Here is a 17,954-nt window from a genome sequence, read left to right as displayed (position 1 = left end):
CGAGGCTTGTCTGACGAGATCAGTTATCCCGCGCCGTGAAATGGCTCAAGGATGACGCGCTTCGGCCTGCAATGCTCAGGCGATAGGCAGCCGCGCAGGGACCTGCGTCCGCAAGGCGCGGCTCCCGCATGTTCCGACAACGGTGACTTAAAGGTCAGATCCGCGGCATGAGCATCGCCGCAGGGTGAGCCTGGCTACGCCCAGGCTCACCGCAGGCATGGCCGCCTTAGTTCTTCTTCATGCCGTCGTCTTTTTTCATGCTGTCCTTGGACATGGCATCGCCCTTCGTCATGCCGTCCTTCGACATGGTGTCCTTCTTCATGCCATCGTGCATTGTGTCCTTCTTCATCGCGTCGTCCTTGCCCATCTTGTCCTCGGCAAAGGCGACCGGTGCGAGCGCGATGTTGAGCGACAGAGCGGCTGCGCAAATTCCAAGCACGATGCGGGTCGGGGTGGCCATGGTTGATCCTTCCTTGACGATTGATTTCGCGAGCGACGGAATGTCGCTCGTGGTATCGACGTCGGCGCACCTGACCTTGTTACGTAGTTCCGAAATTTTTCTATCAGCGACTTTTGACCGCAGCGTTGGGAATTCCTGAATAACGACACAATTCTGCCGGTGAAGAGCATGTTAGTACGGGCCGCGCGCCGGGATGGAGTCGCTGGCGTGCACCGCAGCAATCTCGCCTCTTGCAGTTCCAGCTCAAATGATCTTCGTCATTTGACGAGAGGTATTTCCGGCAGAACCGGGTAAAGTCCCTCATCATCCGGCTTCGGCCGGACCACCAACCAGAAGTTGTCCAGGGGAAGACCATGCTCTCACGCCGCCACGTCCTTGCATCCGCGCTCGCTGCGCCAGCCATTCTGCGCTTGGGAGTTGGCACCGCGCACGCGGCAACGACCTTGAAGATCTCTCACCAATTTCCCGGCGGCACCATCGAAGCAGGAGATTTCCGCGACCGGCTGTGCCGGATGTTTGCCGCCGAAGTCACCAAGCGTTCCGGCGGCGACCTGGTGGCCGAAATCTACCCGAACTCCTCGCTGGTCAAGACGGTCGCGCAGTTCTCCGCGATGCGTAAGGGCGCGCTCGACATCAGCCTTTATCCGATGCCCTATGCAGGCGGTGAGGTCCCGGAGACCAACATCGCCCTGATGCCCGGCCTGGTCACAACCTACGATCAGGGTGCGCGTTGGAAAACCTCGCCGGTGGGCAAGGCGGTGAACGATTTCCTCGCTGACAAGGGCATCATCCTGCTGAGCTGGATTTGGCAGGCCGGCGGCGTGGCCAGCCGCACGCGCGCGCTGGTTGCTCCTGAGGACGCCAAGGGCCTGAAGGTCCGCGGCGGCTCGCGCGAGATGGACATGGTGCTGCAGACCGCCGGCGCCTCGGTGCTGTCCGTCCCCTCCAACGAAATCTACACGGCGATGCAGACCGGTGCCTGCGACGCCGGCATCACCTCGTCGACCAGCCTGATCTCGTTCCGCCTGGAGGAAGTCTCGAAATTCCTGACCTCAGGTGCGAAGGCATCCTATTGGTTCATGCTCGAGCCGCTGATGATGTCGAAGGCGATCTTCGACAAGCTGCCGAAAAACCACCAGGATATCATCCTCGCTGTCGGCGCCGAGCTTGAGACGTTTGGACGCAAGGGCGCGCAGGACGACGACATCGAGGTCGCCAAGGTCTACGAGAAGGCCGGGGCCAAGGTGGTGGAGCTCGATCTCGACACTGTCAACAAGTGGCGCGACATTGCCCGCGATACCGCCTGGAAGGACTATGGCGCGCGGACCGCGACCGCCGGCAAACTGTTGAAGCTCGCATCCGACGTCGCAGCATGACGCACGGTCCGTCACTGGATCGCGAGGTAACCCATGGGATTCCCGCTGGCGGCCCGCTGGCGGGACTCGAAGGGGGCCTTGCGTTGCTCAATCGCGTCATTGTCGTGTTCGCTGCGATCGCCCTGGTCGCAGCCTGCGTCATCTTAAGCTACAGCGTGATCGGCCGCGCCCTGTTCCAGGCGGCCAATTATTGGCAGGACGAAGCCGCCGTCTTCCTGCTGGTCGGCGCCACTTTCATGACTGCGGCCTATGTGCAGGAGCATCGCGGTCACGTCAGCATCGAAGCTTTCGTCGGGCTGTTGTCGCCGCTGGCGAATCGCATCCGTCTTTGGCTCGTCGACGTCGCGAGCTTTCTGTTCTGCGTGTTCTTCACCTGGAAGTCCTGGACCCTGACCTACGAGGCCTGGGAGGACGGTCAGGTCTCCAACTCGATGTGGTCTCCACCCCTTGCTATTCCCTATTGTCTGATGGCCGCCGGAATGAGCCTGCTCTGCCTGCAGCTCCTATTGCAGATCGTAAAGCCGTTGACCGGAGCGCACCGATGAGCGTCTTCGGAATTGGGCTGTCCTACGCCGTCGCGACGCTGGTGGCGATGTTCTCCGGCATGCCGATCGCCTTTGCGCTCGGTGCCGTCGCGGTCGTTTTCATGGCGATCTACATGCCGACCGCATCCTTGGATACGGTGACGCAAAACGTCTATGAGGAGATGGCCTCGATCACGCTGCTGTCGATCCCGCTCTTCATCCTGAAGGGCGCGGCGATCGGTCGCTCGCGGGCCGGCCAGGATCTCTACTCGGCGCTGCATGCATGGCTGCATCGCGTGCCGGGCGGGCTCGGGGTCGCCAACGTCTTCGCCTGCGCCCTGTTCGCGGCCATGGCGGGATCATCGCCGGCCACCTGCTCGGCCATCGGCTCGGCCGGCATTCCCGAGATGCGCAAGCGCGGCTATTCGGGCGGCTTTGCCGCCGGCATCATTGCCGCCGGCGGCACGCTCGGAATCCTGCTGCCGCCTTCGATCACGATGATCCTGTTCGCGATCGCCGCCGAGAAATCGCTCGGACGGCTGTTCCTGGCCGGTATCGGCCCGGGCCTCCTGCTGGTGCTGCTGTTCGGCGGCTATGCCGTGATCCGCTTCCGGCACGAATACGCCAACGCCAAGCTCGCTTACGAGAAAGCGGGCACCTGGTCGCCGATCCTAGCGAAGGACGACTACACCCTCGCCCAGCGCTTTTCGGTGTTGCCGCGCGTGATCCCGTTCGTGCTGTTGCTGACCGGCGTGATGGTCGCGCTCTATGGCGGCTTCGCCACGCCGTCGGAGACGGCGGGCCTGGGCGGCATCCTGGCGCTGGTGCTGATCGCGCTGATCTACAGCGTCTGGCGGCCGACCGACCTCGCCCCGATCATGAAGGCGACGCTGCGGGAATCGACCATGCTGATGCTGATCATCGGCATGTCGCTGCTCTATTCCTACGTGATGAGCTATCTGCACATCTCGCAATCGGCAGCCGAATCGATCGTCGCGATGCATCTGCCGCGCTGGGGTCTCTTGGCAGCGATCCTGCTGATGGTGGTCGTCCTCGGCTTTTTCCTGCCGCCGGTGTCGATCATCCTGATGACCGCGCCGATCATCCTGCCGCCGCTGCGGGCGGCGAATTTCGACATCATCTGGTTCGGCGTGGTGATGACGATCGTGATGGAGATGGGCCTGATCCATCCGCCGGTGGGCCTGAACATCTTCGTGATCAGGAATGTCGCCCCAGACATTCCCTTGAGCGAGGTGATCTGGGGCACGCTGCCCTTCGTGCTCCTGATGATGGGGGCGGTGCTGCTGCTCTGCTTCGTACCGCAGATCTCGACAGTGCTGCCGGACTTCGTGATGGGGCCGGACCTCAGCCGATAAAGCGTGAATGGCGACGAGGGAGTAGCGATGAGGGGAAATGCACCCTCTATTCGCTACTCGCCATTCGCTTGTTCTTCGCATTCAGCGCGGCGGCCACCCGGCTCACCGGTGGCCGGCCGATCAGGCGGCTGATCTCGTTGGTTGTCGCCAACAGTTTTTCCATGTCGACCCCGGTCCTGATGCCCATGCCTTCGAGCATGTAGACGACGTCCTCGGTCGCGACATTGCCGGTCGCGCCCGGCGCGAACGGGCAGCCACCGAGTCCACCGGCGGCGGCGTCGATCACGCGGGCGCCCTCCTCCATCCCGGCATAGAGATTGGCCAAGGCCTGGCCATAGGTGTCGTGGAAATGCATGGCGAGGTGCGCAAGCGGCACGTCGCCGCCGACCGCGCGCAACATCTCGCGCGCCTGGCGCGGTGTGCCGACACCGATGGTGTCGCCGAGCGAGATCTCGTAGCAGCCGAGATCCCACAGGGCTTTGGCAACATCGACGACCGCCTGCGGCTTGATCGCGCCCTCATAAGGGCAGCCGAGCACACAGGAGACGTAGCCTCGCACCTTGATGCCGTCGGTCTTGGCATGGGCGATCACGGGCTTGAAGCGCTCGAGAGATTCCGCAATCGAGCAGTTGATATTGGCGCGTGAGAAGCTTTCCGATGCGGCCGCGAACACCGAAATGACCTTTGCCCCCGCCGCACGTGCCGCCTCATAGCCTTTCACATTCGGTACCAGCACGTGGAATTCGCCGCCAAGCTGGGAGACGCCCCGCATCACCTCGTCGGAGCCGACCATCTGCGGGATCGCTTTCGGCGACACGAAGGCGCCCACTTCGACCGTGCTGAGCCCTGCCCCCACCAGTGCCCGCACGAACGCGATGCGGTCGGCAATGCTGAGCGGCGTCTTTTCATTCTGCAGCCCGTCGCGCGGGCCCATCTCGATGATACGGACGCGGTCGCTCATGGCGGCCTCCCTGATTAGGACGACGGCTCGACTTCCGCGAGCTCGGCACCTTCCTGGACGATGTCGCCGACCTTACACTTGATGGCTTTCAGCACGCCGGCGAAAGGCGCGCGCAAGGTCTGCTCCATCTTCATGACTTCCAAGGTCAGGATCGCGGCGCCCCTTTCCAGGGTTGTGCCCTCCTCGGCCAGTAGGGCCACAACGGTACCCGGCAGCGGCGCAACGATCTTGTCCTCGCCGGTCTGCTCCTCGGCATCACCGCCGAAAGGATCGATCCAATGCAGGTCGAACCGCCCATTGCGGGTACGCAAGTAGAGCTCGTGGCCTTCGAGAACGGCCACCACATGGGACTTCAAGCCGTCGAGCACAAGATCAAGCCCACCGTTCCCAGTCGGACGCGAGGCAAACGAGAATTCCCGCTCGCCGATGGAGAGCGCAGATGGGCCGCGTCCGTAAGCGAGAGTCACCTTGTGCTCAACGCCGCCTTGCCGCTCCCGGAAAGCGAAGACGCGCTGGCGGCGACCGACCGGCATCCAGCCGGAGCTGCCCCATGGCGAGGACCCGTCCTGTGCCGCGTTGCGCTGCTCCTCGGCGAGGATGGCGGCAACAGCCGCGCAAAGCTCCAGATCGCCGGCGACTGCGGCCGGCGGCGTCAGTGCCTGCAATTCACGCTCGATGAAGCCGGTGTCGACCGCGTTGGCGCGCACGCTCGGATGCGTCACGAGCGCCGACAGGAACGGGATGTTGGTGACGATGCCGCGGACATCCGTCTCCTCAAGACCGCCATTCAGCCGATCGATCGCGGCCTGCCGCGTCGGCGCCCAGGCGATCACCTTGGCGAGCATCGCATCGTAGTAGGGCGAGACGGAATCGCCTTCGCGATAGCCGGCATCGACGCGCAATCCGGCGGTTTCGGCGGGCAAACGCCAGGTTTTGATCGTGCCGACCGACGGCATGAAGTTCTTGGCGGGATTTTCGGCATAGACCCGCACCTCGATGGCGTGGCCATTCAGCCTGATCTGGTCCTGCTTGAGCGGCAGTTCCTCGCCAAAGGCGACCTTGAGCTGCCACGCGACGAGATCAACGCCGGTGATCAGCTCTGTGACAGGATGCTCGACCTGCAGACGGGTGTTCATCTCGATGAAGAACACGTCCTTGCCGTCGGAGACGAACTCGATGGTGCCGGCCCCCACATAGTCCACGGCCGCAGCCGCCCGTCGCGCGGCGGCGCAGACCGTCTCGCGCTGCGTGGCGTCGAGTGTCGGTGACGGCGCCTCCTCGACCACCTTCTGGTGCCGGCGCTGCAGAGTGCATTCGCGCTCGAACAGCGACACCAGATTGCCGTGGCTGTCGCCGACGATCTGGACCTCGATGTGGCGCGGGTTCTCGACGAACTTCTCGACCAGCACGCGATCATCGCCGAACGCCGCCTTGGCCTCGCGCTTGGCGCTGGTGATCGCGGCCGCAAGATCGCCCGCCGAATGGACCACGCGCATGCCGCGCCCGCCGCCGCCGGCGGATGCCTTGACCAGCACGGGAAAGCCGATCCGCGCCGCTTCGCTCGCGAGCGTCGTCTCGTCCTGGGCTTCGCCGTGATAGCCGGGCACCAGCGGCACGCCGGCCTGCTCCATCAGGAATTTCGAGCCCGATTTGGAGCCCATCGCCGTGATCATGGCCGGCGTCGGCCCAACGAAGACGAGGCCAGCATCGAGGCAGGCCTGCGCGAACTCCGCGCTCTCCGACAAAAAGCCATAGCCGGGATGCACAGCCTCGGCGCCGGTCAGCTGAGCTGCTTCGATCAGCCGCGCAATGTTGAGATAGCTGTCGCGGGCCCGCGCCGGTCCGAGCAGCACAGCCTCATCGGCCATGGCGACATGCATGGCGTTACGATCGGCTTCGGAATAGACCGCAACGGTCTTCAGGCCCATCGCGCGCGCAGTTTTGATGACGCGGACCGCGATCTCACCGCGATTGGCGACCAGGAGCTTGCGAAAACGTCGATACAATCCGGGATGGGCCATCACTACATCCTGAACAGGCCGAACTTGGTCGGCTCGATCGGCGCATTCGCCGCGGCGGAAAGCCCAAGCCCGAGCACCAGCCGGGTGTCGGCAGGGTCGATCACACCATCGTCCCACAGCCGCGCCGTCGCGTAATAGGGATTGCCCTGGCTCTCATATTGCGCGCGGATGGGAGCGCGAAACTTCTCTTCTTCCTCGACAGGCCAGCTTTCACCCTTGGCCTCGATGTTGTCGCGGCGCACTTGGCTCAGCACCATGGCTGCCTGCTCGCCGCCCATGACGGAGATCCGCGCGTTCGGCCACATCCACAGGAAACGCGGCGCATAGGCGCGGCCGCACATGCCGTAATTGCCGGCGCCGTAGGAGCCTCCGATCACGACCGTGAATTTCGGCACCGACGCAGTCGCGACCGCCGTCACCAGCTTGGCGCCGTCGCGAGCGATGCCGCCGGCTTCGTATTTCTTGCCGACCATGAAGCCGGTGATGTTCTGCAGGAACACCAGCGGAATACCGCGTTGGCAGCACAGCTCGATGAAATGCGCGCCTTTCAGCGAGCTCTCGCTGAACAGGATGCCATTGTTGGCGATGATGCCGACCGGGTAGCCCCAGATATGAGCGAAGCCGCAGACCAGGGTCTGGCCGTAGAGCTTCTTGAACTCGTCGAACTCGGAGCCGTCGACGACGCGTGCGATGATGTCACGCACGTCGAACGGCTTGCGGCCGTCGACCGGAACGATGCCATAGATCTCTTCCGGCGCGAACATCGGCTCCCGCACCTCGCGCATGTTGAGCGAAGCGCGCGGGCCCGGCGGCTTGAAGGTCGAAACGATCCGCCGCGCGATCCCGATCGCGTGGGCGTCGTTCTGCGCATAATGGTCAGTCACGCCGGACTGGCGCGAATGCACGTCGGCGCCGCCGAGCTCTTCCGCGCTCACCACCTCGCCGGTCGCGGCCTTTACCAGCGGCGGGCCGCCGAGGAAGATCGTGCCCTGATTGCGGACGATGATGCTCTCGTCCGACATCGCCGGCACATAGGCTCCCCCTGCGGTGCAGGAGCCCATCACGATCGCGATCTGCGGGATTCCTTGCGCCGACATCTGCGCCTGATTGTAGAAGATGCGGCCGAAGTGCCTCTCATCGGGGAAGATCTCGTCCTGCAGCGGCAGGAAAGCGCCGCCGGAATCCACCATGTACACGCAAGGCAGATTGTTCTGCCGCGCGATGTCCTGCGCGCGCAGATGCTTCTTCACCGTCATCGGGTAATAGGTGCCGCCCTTGATGGTGGCGTCGTTGGCGACCACGACGCATTCGCGACCTGCGATCCGCCCGACCCCGGTGACGATGCTTGCTGAATGCACATCGCCGCCATAGAGGCCGTAGGCCGCGAGCGGCGAGAGCTCCAGGAAGGCCGTGCCGGGGTCGAGCAGCAGATCGACGCGCTGCCGCGCCAGCATCTTGCCGCGCCCCAGATGCCGGCTGCGCGAGGCCTCGCCGCCGCCCTCGGCCACCTGGCCGAGCTTGGCGCGGAGATCGGCGACCAGCGCACGCATCGCCTCCGCGTTGCGCGCAAAATCCGAGGATGCCGGATCAATCGTCGAATGAAGCGTCATCACCGGCGCCTGGGTTGCAAGGTGGGGAGGCCGTTGAAACTCGGGTCCAGCGCACCGGAATCTGGGCCCGGCCGCGTGACGACCGGGTCTACCATCTTTGCGTGCAGGCTGTCCCCACCCGCATGGCTTGGCTCGCCCGGCATGACTCTCCCCTGTAATTAAACGATCATACGTTTTTTTATCAAGCACTCAAGCGGTAGTTTTCTTCACCACATGATTGCTTCAGATTATTGAAATACCAACGTTTTTATGCCAGCATGATACGAACGACCGCCCGTTTCCACTTCATTTTCAGCATGCGCGTTTCGGCGGGCGATTTGCCTTCGGGCAAGTGCGATGGGACAGGCGCGAGATGGCACGCACGATCGGCTCACACGGTCCGACCACAATGGAGGCGATCCGGAAAGCGGGTTTGCGCCTGATCTTCGAACACGGCTATGCGGCGATGAGCCTGCGCCAGCTTGCGGCCGAGGTCGGCATCCAGCCGGGCTCGCTCTACAACCATATCAGCACCAAGCAGGAGCTGCTGTTCGATCTGGTGCAGGATCACATGAACACATTGCTCCGCGCGCTCGAACAGGCGCTGCGGGACAGGCAGGGACCGGCCGAGCGGCTACGGGCCTTCGTGACCTTCCACCTCACCTATCACATGACCAGGAAGCGCGAGGTCTTCATTGCCAATTCCGAGCTGCGCAGCCTGGAACCTAAGAACTACGCCGCGATCGTGGCACTGCGCAGCACCTATGAGCAGCGGCTCGCCGACATTCTTGCCGACGGGGTCGCCGAGGGTGTCTTTGAGGTCGTCGATATCCAGGTCGCGACCTTCGCGATCCTTGCCCTCCTGACCGGCCTCTGCAACTGGTATCGCCCGGGCGGGCGGCTGACCCGGGAGGCGATCATCGCAGCCCACGAGAAGCTCGTCCTGTCCGGCGTGATGCCGCAAGCCGCACAGCTTGGCCTGGACGGCAAGCGCAGCAGCGCGCGACGCGCCGGCTGAGGATCGCATGGCACAGGACGTGACCCTGGACGAGATCGACCGCAGGATCCTGGCGGAACTCCAGACCGATGGCCGGCTGCGCAACAACGACCTTGCCGACCGGATCGGCATCTCCCATTCCAACTGCCTGCGGCGGGTGCGCGCGCTGAGGAGCAGCGGGGTCATCAAGACGATCCGCGCCAACCTCGACGAGAAGGCGCTGGGCTACGAGGTCGTCAGTTTCGTCGCGATCCAGCTCGCGAGCCAGCAGCAGAGCGCGATCGAGACGTTCGAAGCCGCGATCGCGGCGCTTCCCCTGGTCCAGCAATGCTGGCGCCTGTCGGGCGAAGCCGACTTTCTGCTCAAATGCGTCTCGTCCAGCGTAGAAGGCATGAGCCGGCAGCTTCGGCAATTTGCCGCCCTGCCCGGCATCCGCGCGATCCGAAGCTTCCCGGTGCTCGGCGTCGCGAAAGACGCTCCCCTGCCGGTCGAGCCGCCGCCCCTATCGAAATAGCACGCAGCGGCGCCGCCTCAAGGCGTCAAACTCAATGCGCCCAGTTCAATGGGTCCAATTTAATGCGTCCACGGCTCGCCGCGGCGGAACGAAAAGTTGTCGGCATAGGCGATCTGCCGCTTCACCGGCTCCTTCGGCTCGATCACCTCGTACGGGATGCCCTTGCGCTCGCAATAGGCCACCGCTTCTTCCTTGGTTTGGAAGCGCAAGGTCAGCTGCTGCTTCATGTCCGACGAGGAGGTCCAGCCCATCAAAGGCTCGATCGCGCGCGGCTGCTCCGGCTCGTAATCGAGCTGCCATTCCCGGGTCTTGGCCTTACCGGATTGCATCGCGTTCTTGGCCGGCTTAAAAATTCGTGCGGTCATGGATGATCGGGGCCCCTCAGAGCGATAGGAAAGCGCGTGGCGGAAATTTTCGGGATGGGTTAGAGGCACCTTTCAGGAATGTGATCGGTGATTCCTACCCTGGATGCACGTTTTCCTGGTCCGTATAGTCATTCTGCCGCCCCGTGACAATCTGGGAGGATTGCCGCGGGGCTCTCCTGCTTCCGGATAATCGTCATCGAAACAAGCGCGTTGAAGCCGACCCATGGACATCAAGGCCACATTGCCCGAGAAGGGACGCGACCTCCGGCTCGACCTGTTTCGCGGGATCGCCAACTGGGCGATTTTTCTCGATCACATTCCCGACAATGTGGTGAACTGGATCACCACACGAAATTACGGGTTTAGCGACGCCGCCGACCTGTTCGTGTTCATTTCCGGCTACACCGCTTCTTTCGTCTACGCACGAATGATGATCGAGCGCGGCTTCATCGTCGGCGCCACCCGCCTGTTCAAGCGGGTCTGGCAGCTTTATGTCGCCCACATCGTCCTGTTCGTGATCTACATCGCGGCCATCAGCTATCTCGCGAGCCGCTTTGGCGATTCCGACATCATCAGCGAATTCAACGTCGCAGGCCTGGTGGATCATGCCACCGATACGCTTGGGCAAGGCCTGATCCTGAAGTTCAAGCCGGTCAATCTGGACGTGCTGCCGCTCTACATCGTGCTGATGGGGTTCTTCCCGCCGGTTCTGTGGCTGATGCTGCGCCAACCCGATCTGACGATGGCCGCCTCCATCGTGCTCTGGCTGGCGGCGCGCAATTTCGGCTGGAATTTCGCCGCCTATCCGCAGGGCACCTGGTATTTCAATCCTTATTGCTGGCAGGTGCTGTTCGTGTTCGGCTCGTGGTGTGCGCTCGGCGGCGCCCGGCGGTCGATGTCGATCATCATGGCACCGTTCACCTTGTATTTCTGCCTGGCCTATCTGCTGTTCGCCTTGATCATGACCATGGCCGGCCGCTTTCCCGATTTCGGGGCGCTGTTTCCGGATTGGCTGTACAGCGCGTTCAATCCGAACGACAAGACCAACCTCGCCCCCTATCGCTTCCTGCATTTCGTGGTGATCGTGATCCTGGTGATCCGCTTCGTGCCGAAGAGCTGGGCGGGACTGGAGTGGAAGGTCTTCGATCCCTTGGTGGTCTGCGGTCAGCAATCGCTCGCCGTGTTCTGCGTCGGCGTTTTCCTTTCCTTCGTCGCACACTTCACGCTGATGATGAGCTCGGGCTCGTTGCTCGCCCAGATCCTGGTCAGCGTTGCCGGCATCGCCATCATGACCACGGTCGCCTATTACATTTCCTGGTCGAAGCGCCAGGACAAGCCGTTGCCCAAGCCGGCGCCAAAACCGACCTGAGCGATCCGCGCCGCGCTAGCGTCGGGGCTTCCGCGATTCTCGTTGCGGAGACGATCCAGACGCCGGCCTAGTGACGATCCGGCCACGCGAGGCAAAGCCGCCCCACTCCGCCGACCAGCCGACCTCGACGTCAGCCGGCTCCCCGGCCGCACGGCCGACGCGCTTACCCTGCACAGCGAACATTGCGCCCTGCGGATCGATGCAACGGGCAACCCAGATGCCATCCGGCAGATCCAGCGGTCCCTGAACCACCCGGCCGCCAAGTGCCGACACGCGCTGCAGCGCAGCCGTGATATCGTCAACATTGAAATAATAGAGCCAGAACGGGAACGGCGCGCGAGCCAGTTTGGTGAAGATGCCCCCGATGGTCTCTGCGCCCGCGGAGAACAACTGGTAGCCCTCGATCACCCCGACGTCATCTGCGGCCTGCCGCCAACCCAGCCATCTACGATAGAAGCTGAAGGCGGCTGGCCCGTCGCCTGCCAGGAGCTCGTGCCAGCCGACCCGCCCAACCAGGTCGCCCGTCGCCGGCTGCGGCGCGAGCTTCAGCCCTTCGACCAGCGCCAGCGTCGCCGTCTGCGGATCCGCGACCACGGCAATCCGGCCAATGTTGGTGTCCGTCGGCGGGACATAGACCCGACCTCCCATGGCGCCGAGGCGCTCCGCGGCACCGTCCACATCGTCGACAGCGACATAGCCGACCCATCGCGGCATCGCACCACTCTGCAACGCCACCGCCGGCAAGGCCATCAGCCCGCACACGGGCGCTTCGGCGCTCGTCAACAGCCGATAGGGAAACTGCTCTGTCGATGCATCACGCGCGCCCCATCCGAGCACCTCGCGATAAAAGCGCTCCGCCGAGGCCATGTCGGTGGTCAGCAGCTCGTACCACACAAAATGTCCATGATTGTTGGTCATGAGCTCAGCCTCTCACGCACGCTTGCTGCAACGCCGCACCGAAACACGAATGCGCCGCGATCAAGGAACAATATCGAGCCATGATGATTGTGACGATTCCGCTTCGGCACGACGTCGCTCACGTTCACAAAGATGAATGAAAGCAAAACGTTACAACAAGCAAATTCTTCTCCTGCCTTGCATGACTCGAAGGTGCAGCGTACTATCAAGCGGGGCGGATCGGCACAAACCTTCTGGGAATGGAGGACTTTAATGTCACAGACGAAGCCAGCTTCTAAACGGAAGCGTGCGGTAAAGGCCGCCGTGCCCGCGCTGGGTGCGGCCGGATTGGGTTTCTCAATGATCGGCGCCTCGGCCGCGACGATGCCGGCTGCTGACGCTCCAAAGACGGTTGACCTGTCCGCGACGCATCCGATCACGCTCAGCGAAGAGGAAATCGCTGACGTCTCGCTCTCGACATTCCACCTGTTCGACAAGGAGAATGCGGGCAACACGGTGCAGACCGCGTGGCGTGGCTGCGGCGGCTGCCGTGGTTGCCGCGGCTGCGGGTGTCGCGGTTGCCGTGGCTGCCGGTGTGGCGGTTGCGGAGGCTGCGGCGGTTGCTGCATCTCGTGGGGCGCCTGCCGCCTCTGCTGAGCGGCTCAGCCCATCGATCTGCTGATCGAGGAGATTGTCTCATGGCCGGGTCCGACGAGGTCGACCCGGCTGATTTGTGTCTTGACCGCATCGTCAGCCGAGCTCCCCGTTCGGGCCAGATCTTCTCAGCTGACATGCCCTCCCCAACCTTCCCCGCTATGTCACTCCAGCGCCAGCACATTCCTGTTACCGAAACAGGCTGTCCCCGGTCGCGCGGCATCGCCGGCACACACTCGCAGGGACGCAAGCCATGACTACACGCCCGACAAAAACGGCGCGCTCTCGGACCGGTTCGGCCTCACGCAAGACCACGCTGCAATTCGCTCCGAACTTCACCGCCTATGTGATGCCGCCGGATGTGGTCTGCATCTATTCCGAGGACCGAAAATTCTTCCTCCACGGCGAGCTCTATTGTGCACTCGCATCTGCGATCGGCCAGGGCGGAAAAAATCCAGGCGACCTGATCGCCAAGCTCGGGAAAACCTTTCCCGCAGCCAAGGTCGAAGAGGCGATCAACCGCCTGCTCGAGCGTCGCTATGTGGTCAATGGCGCAGCCGCCAATCACGACGTGTCGGCCGGCTATTGGGCGAGCATCGGCTTGCCGCCCGAGGAGGCCGCGCGCAATCTCGCCAACCACAAGGTGCGGATCGAAGCGATCGACGTGAAGGGCGCGGCCGAGCTGACTGCGGCGCTCGGCAAGCTTGGGGTCCGCGTGGTCAATCGCTCGCCCGACCTCACCGTCACGCTGGTCAACGATTATCTGGAAGGGCAACTCATCGCGCTCAACCAGACGCGCGTGGCCGACAAGATGCCGTGGCTGCTGGTACAGCCGTCCGGAGTGGCGCCGCTGGTCGGGCCCGTGTTCAATCCCGGCCACACAGCCTGCTGGACGTGCCTGTTCGACCGCATGATCCGCAACCGTGAGGTCAAAGGCTTTCTTGACCGCGGCGGCGCCCGCGCAGTAGCCACGTCGCCCCTGGCCCGCAACCCGCTCGGCCAGAATGCAATCCAGTTCGCGGCCGTCGAGATCGCCAAGGCGATCGCGACCGGATTCCGCACCGACCTGCGCGATCACATTCTGAGCTACGACCTGACCGGCGCCAACATCGCCAGGCATTACGTCGCCCAGCGCCCGCAATGCCCGACCTGCGGCGACAAGAAGCTGGTCAATCCACGCCGCGCGCCCGAGCCGATCACGCTCGGCCCCGGCGCCAAACTGTTGATCACCTCAGGCGGCTATCGCACCGTGACCGCGCGCGCCACCGTGGCGCGGTTCAGGCGGCATGTCAGTCCGCTGACCGGCGTGGTCAAGCGGCTGGAGCGGATCGATGCCGACCTGCCGATGAACACCAATTTCTTTGCGCAGCATAATTTCTCCGCGCCGGCCCAGAGCGTCGGCCAGCTGAGATCGGGTCTTGAGGGCGGTAGCTTCGGAAAGGGCTCGACCGCCGAACAGGGTGAAGCCAGCGCGTTGATGGAGGCGATCGAGCGCTATTCCGGCATCTTCCAGGGTGACGAGATCCGCGCCACCAAGCGCTTCACGGATTTCGCGGACGGGGATGCGCTCAAGCCCAACGACATCCTGCTGTTCAGCGATGCCCAATATGAGCATCGCGATGACCACACGCATCACGACGACACCCAGCCGGCGCCGGAGCCCTTCGATCCGACCGCGAAGATCGAGTGGTCGCCGGTGTGGTCACTGCGCGACAACAAGTTCAGGTACGTTCCGACCAGCCAGCTCTACTTCTTCTACAGCGGGCCGCGTTCGTTCCATGCCGACTCCAACGGCTGTGCGGCCGGCAACACGCTGGAGGAAGCCATCGTGCAGGGTTTCCTCGAACTGGTCGAGCGCGATTCCTACGCGATCTGGTGGTACAACCGCTCGCAGCGCGCGGCCGTTGACCTCGACCATTTCGAGGACTCCTACGTCAGCGATCTCCGTCACCAGTTTACTGAGGCCGGGCGCAAGCTGTGGGTGCTCGACATCACCAGCGATCTCGGCGTGCCGACCTTCGTTGCCATCATGCATTGGATGCAGGACGGCCACGAGAACATCGAGTTCGGCTCCGGCGCGCATTTCGATCCACGCATCGCCCTGTTGCGTGCCATGACCGAGCTGAGCCAGTTCCTCGCGATCGGACTGATGGGCGGCGGCTCCGGCGAGAAGCCGAGCCTCGACGGCGTGACCCCGCTCAAGCTCGACGACCACCCGTTCCTGCTGCCGGCCGACAAGCCGATCCCGCGTCCGGAGCTTGGGCTTCCGATCCCGCGCAGCACCACGCGCGAGCAGGTCGATGCCTGCGTGGAGATCGCAAGGCGTGCTGGATATGACTTCCTGGTGCTCGACCAGACCCGGCCCGATGTCGGCGTCTCCGTGGTCCGCGTCATCGTGCCCGGCCTGCGGCACTTCTACCGGCGCTTTGCCCCCGGCCGGCTGTATGAGGTGCCGGTCAAGCTCGGCCTGCGCGAGGCGCCGATCCCGGAGCACGAGCTGACACCGTTCCTGCCGCACACCTGATGGCATCATGGCCAAGCGCACGAAAAAGGCGACCGCTGCGAAAAGAACCGCGAAAGCGCCGGCTCAACGACCTGCATCGCTCGTGCTCTCGGTGCGTCTCAGCCCGCATGTTGCGCTTGAGGCTGCAGCCGGCAGCCGCCTGACGGCCGTCGTCAACGACTATCCGCTCGATTTCGGTAGCTTCAGCCAGGCCGCCGCCAAGCGCGCGCTGAGCTTGCGGGATGGTATCAAGCTCTCTGCTCTGGCAGGCAGCAAGCCGGCCGATCATGAGATCGCATGCCTGGTGCAACAGCTCGCGCGTCAAGGCCTGGTCGAATACGCGCTGACGCGCAAGGCCGGTGCCCATGAGGTCGCGGTGATCGAGCCGCAGATGCCGGACTATCAGCCACAGCTGGCGAAGCTTGGTAACAGCGACACCATCGTGCTGTCGCGTTTCGCCTATCTGCGCCGGCGCGCCGGCGAGATGGTGCTGGAATCCCCCCGCGCCAGCGCGCTGTTTCGGATCGGTGACCCGGCCGTGGCGGCGATGCTGACGGTGCTGGCGGCACCGCAGAAGGTCAGCAAGCTGCGGGCGATCTCCGGTTTTCCCGGCACGGACCTGCTCGCTCTGCTGCTGGCGTGTGGCATCCTGTTCCGGCTGGAGCGTCCCGATGATAACGGCCGCCGTCCGAGCGAGGGCGACCCGGCGCTCGTCATGTGGGACTTCCACGACCTTCTGTTTCATGCCCGCAGCGCCGAGGGCCGTCAGGCCAATCCGCTCGGCGGTGTCTATCCCTATGTCGGCTGGATCGAACCGCCGCCTGCGATCCGGCCACCCTGGCCTGGCCAACGCATCGATCTTCAGCGCGTGCTCCCGGAGCCGGCCGAAACGGTCTCACAAGCCGCAAAGCTGTTTCGTGCGCGGCATTCGGTACGCGACCACGACGAGGTCAGGCCGATCACGCTGCCAGAACTCTCGCTGTTTCTGGATGGCACCGCCCGGGTGTTGTCGCGCTGGGAGAGCAGCCTCGACGACGAAGCCGATAGTCCGGTCCTCGACTACACGCGACGGCCCTACCCGTCCGCGGGCAGCGCCTACGAACTCGAACTGTACCTGGCGGTGGCCCGTTGCGACGGCCTGGCTTCCGGCTTCTACCATTACGATGCCGACGCCCATGCGCTCTCGTTGGTTCCAGCCCAGCCCGCGCTCGTCGCCGACATGCTGGATTCCGCCCAGTATGCGATGGATGCCGCCGGCCGTCCGCAGATACTGATCACGGTCGCCTCGCGCTTTGCGCGCCTGGCCTGGAAATACAGCGCGATCGCCTACGCGCTAACCCTGAAGGACGTCGGCGGATTGCTGCAGACCTTCTATCTGATGGCCGCCGATTTGGGGCTCGGCGCCTGCGCCGTCGGCACCTGCAATATCGACCTGTTCGAAAAGGCGACCGGCATTCCGTTCCACGTCGAGGGCCCGGTCGGCCAGTTCACGCTGGGCCGGCCCATCGACCAGGCCGATGAGGGGTCCGCGGCGGAGCCGCGCAGTTGACCTGGGTCAATCGCGGCCGGACAGCCCCGGCTAAGAGTCTGCCATCAACATACCGCCGTGCTCCGCTGCGCGTCTGCTCGCGCGATCCGGATACGGCCCTGCTGACAGGACCAGATCCATGCCGACCCATTTTCATGCCGTTGTGTGGCTCGATCACGCCGAGGCCAAGGTGTTCCATATCGGCCTCACCGGTGCCGATGAGATGACGCTGCATCCGCAGCTGCCGACGCGCCATCTGCACCACAAGGCCAATGCGATCGGCAGCGGGCACGCGGCGACCGACGAGCATTTCCTCGAGGAGGTCGCGAGCGCGCTCAGCGACGCCGGCGAGATCCTCATCATCGGACCGGCCGGGGCGAAGACCGAGCTTGCCCACTATCTACAGGACAAGCATCCGGCGATCGGCAAGCGCGTCGTCGCGGTCGAGCCGGCCGATCATCCGAGCGACCGTCAGATCATTGCCTACGCCAAGCAGCACTTCAAAATGCTGCCGCCGCGCGTTGCGACCGGCACTGCTGGCTGACAGCTGTCACCCTTTCCGCAGCATGTTCTGCTGCCGCCCTTTTGCTTGATGTCCGATGCTTGGCGTCAGGTGCGACGATCGCGCGTAACGCGGTTGATCTAGCGCAAAGACGCCGGATTTCGATTCAAGCGAAGGTAACCACGGCGGATGTTCCTTCCCCGGATTCAGCCGCTCCACTTCGGATGCTCTCGAGTTTGCCGCTCCGGGAGCATCCGAATTTTTATTTCAGACAGCCCCGCACCATTTGCGGATCGCAACTGCCCACGACCGGAAGCG

16 protein-coding genes are annotated in these 17,954 nt (G+C 63.8%); 9 read left to right on the top strand and 7 right to left on the bottom strand.

Features of this window, described 5'->3' with window-relative positions; all coding sequences use genetic code 11:
- Positions 1-226 precede the first annotated feature (226 nt).
- Complete coding sequence (locus ACQR1W_RS01700) at positions 227-460, bottom strand: pentapeptide MXKDX repeat protein (RefSeq protein ID WP_434849192.1); 234 nt, start codon at positions 458-460, stop codon at positions 227-229.
- Between the two features lie 353 nt (positions 461-813).
- Here ACQR1W_RS01700 and ACQR1W_RS01695 point away from each other — a divergent pair, with 353 nt between their 5' ends.
- The 3 genes from ACQR1W_RS01695 to ACQR1W_RS01685 are packed head-to-tail and all read left to right on the top strand — an operon-like array spanning position 814 to position 3,736.
- Positions 814-1,836: a TRAP transporter substrate-binding protein gene (locus tag ACQR1W_RS01695; RefSeq protein ID WP_434849191.1), complete on the top strand. Its 1,023-nt coding sequence runs from the start codon at positions 814-816 to the stop codon at positions 1,834-1,836.
- A complete protein-coding gene (locus ACQR1W_RS01690) occupies positions 1,833-2,381 on the top strand; it encodes a TRAP transporter small permease (RefSeq protein WP_434849190.1) in 549 nt (182 codons plus the stop codon). Before ACQR1W_RS01695 ends, ACQR1W_RS01690 begins: the two co-directional genes overlap by 4 nt.
- Entirely contained in the window at positions 2,378-3,736 is a 1,359-nt protein-coding gene (locus ACQR1W_RS01685) for a TRAP transporter large permease (protein ID WP_434849189.1), read from the top strand. Before ACQR1W_RS01690 ends, ACQR1W_RS01685 begins: the two co-directional genes overlap by 4 nt.
- 46 nt (positions 3,737-3,782) lie before the next feature.
- Here ACQR1W_RS01685 and ACQR1W_RS01680 read toward each other — a convergent pair whose 3' ends face one another.
- The 3 genes from ACQR1W_RS01680 to ACQR1W_RS01670 are packed head-to-tail and all read right to left on the bottom strand — an operon-like array spanning position 3,783 to position 8,328.
- Positions 3,783-4,697 carry a hydroxymethylglutaryl-CoA lyase gene (locus ACQR1W_RS01680; protein ID WP_434849188.1) on the bottom strand — a complete coding sequence of 305 codons (915 nt, stop codon included), beginning with the start codon at positions 4,695-4,697 and terminating at the stop codon, positions 3,783-3,785.
- Between the two features lie 14 nt (positions 4,698-4,711).
- On the bottom strand, positions 4,712-6,718 hold the full coding sequence (locus tag ACQR1W_RS01675; protein ID WP_434849187.1) for an acetyl/propionyl/methylcrotonyl-CoA carboxylase subunit alpha: 2,007 nt from the start codon (positions 6,716-6,718) through the stop codon (positions 4,712-4,714).
- Between the two features lie 2 nt (positions 6,719-6,720).
- On the bottom strand, positions 6,721-8,328 hold the full coding sequence (locus tag ACQR1W_RS01670; protein WP_434849186.1) for a carboxyl transferase domain-containing protein: 1,608 nt from the start codon (positions 8,326-8,328) through the stop codon (positions 6,721-6,723).
- A gap of 352 nt (positions 8,329-8,680) precedes the next feature.
- On the opposite strand from ACQR1W_RS01670, the gene ACQR1W_RS01665 reads away from it, so the two are divergent.
- The gene (locus tag ACQR1W_RS01665; protein ID WP_434849185.1) at positions 8,681-9,325 is read left to right on the top strand and encodes a TetR/AcrR family transcriptional regulator; all 645 of its coding nucleotides are present in this window, start codon (positions 8,681-8,683) and stop codon (positions 9,323-9,325) included.
- A 7-nt stretch (positions 9,326-9,332) separates the two neighbouring features.
- Positions 9,333-9,818 (top strand): Lrp/AsnC family transcriptional regulator, encoded by a 486-nt coding sequence (locus ACQR1W_RS01660; protein ID WP_434849184.1) that lies wholly within the window; start codon positions 9,333-9,335, stop codon positions 9,816-9,818.
- 59 nt (positions 9,819-9,877) lie between these two features.
- Here ACQR1W_RS01660 and ACQR1W_RS01655 read toward each other — a convergent pair whose 3' ends face one another.
- Entirely contained in the window at positions 9,878-10,183 is a 306-nt protein-coding gene (locus ACQR1W_RS01655; RefSeq protein ID WP_008968485.1) for an ETC complex I subunit, read from the bottom strand.
- A 223-nt stretch (positions 10,184-10,406) separates the two neighbouring features.
- Between ACQR1W_RS01655 and ACQR1W_RS01650 the strand changes: the two genes are divergently transcribed.
- Positions 10,407-11,552, top strand: a complete 1,146-nt coding sequence (locus tag ACQR1W_RS01650) for an OpgC domain-containing protein (protein ID WP_434849183.1) — start codon at positions 10,407-10,409, stop codon at positions 11,550-11,552.
- A 15-nt stretch (positions 11,553-11,567) separates the two neighbouring features.
- On the opposite strand, the gene ACQR1W_RS01645 is transcribed toward ACQR1W_RS01650, so the two are convergent.
- Together ACQR1W_RS01645 and ACQR1W_RS01640 are read right to left on the bottom strand one after the other, a co-directional pair.
- The gene (locus ACQR1W_RS01645) at positions 11,568-12,470 is read right to left on the bottom strand and encodes a VOC family protein (protein ID WP_434849182.1); all 903 of its coding nucleotides are present in this window, start codon (positions 12,468-12,470) and stop codon (positions 11,568-11,570) included.
- A complete protein-coding gene (locus ACQR1W_RS01640; RefSeq protein WP_434849181.1) occupies positions 12,467-12,964 on the bottom strand; it encodes a hypothetical protein in 498 nt (165 codons plus the stop codon). Before ACQR1W_RS01640 ends, ACQR1W_RS01645 begins: the two co-directional genes overlap by 4 nt.
- A 392-nt stretch (positions 12,965-13,356) precedes the next feature.
- Between ACQR1W_RS01640 and ACQR1W_RS01635 the strand changes: the two genes are divergently transcribed.
- From ACQR1W_RS01635 to ACQR1W_RS01625, 3 genes are all read left to right on the top strand, one after another.
- The gene (locus ACQR1W_RS01635) at positions 13,357-15,627 is read left to right on the top strand and encodes a TOMM precursor leader peptide-binding protein (RefSeq protein WP_434849180.1); all 2,271 of its coding nucleotides are present in this window, start codon (positions 13,357-13,359) and stop codon (positions 15,625-15,627) included.
- Positions 15,628-15,634: 7 nt separating this feature from the next.
- Positions 15,635-17,155, top strand: coding sequence for a SagB/ThcOx family dehydrogenase (locus ACQR1W_RS01630; protein WP_434849179.1), 1,521 nt, complete (start codon positions 15,635-15,637; stop codon positions 17,153-17,155).
- 118 nt (positions 17,156-17,273) lie between these two features.
- On the top strand, positions 17,274-17,678 hold the full coding sequence (locus tag ACQR1W_RS01625) for a translational machinery protein (protein ID WP_434849178.1): 405 nt from the start codon (positions 17,274-17,276) through the stop codon (positions 17,676-17,678).
- The last annotated feature ends 276 nt before the right edge of the window (positions 17,679-17,954 follow it).

It is taken from the genome of Bradyrhizobium sp. HKCCYLS1011, assembly GCF_051167795.1.
GTDB lineage: Bacteria > Pseudomonadota > Alphaproteobacteria > Rhizobiales > Xanthobacteraceae > Bradyrhizobium.
The sequence above is the reverse complement of the archived record's forward strand: the minus strand, read 5'-3'. Positions and strand labels throughout refer to the sequence as shown.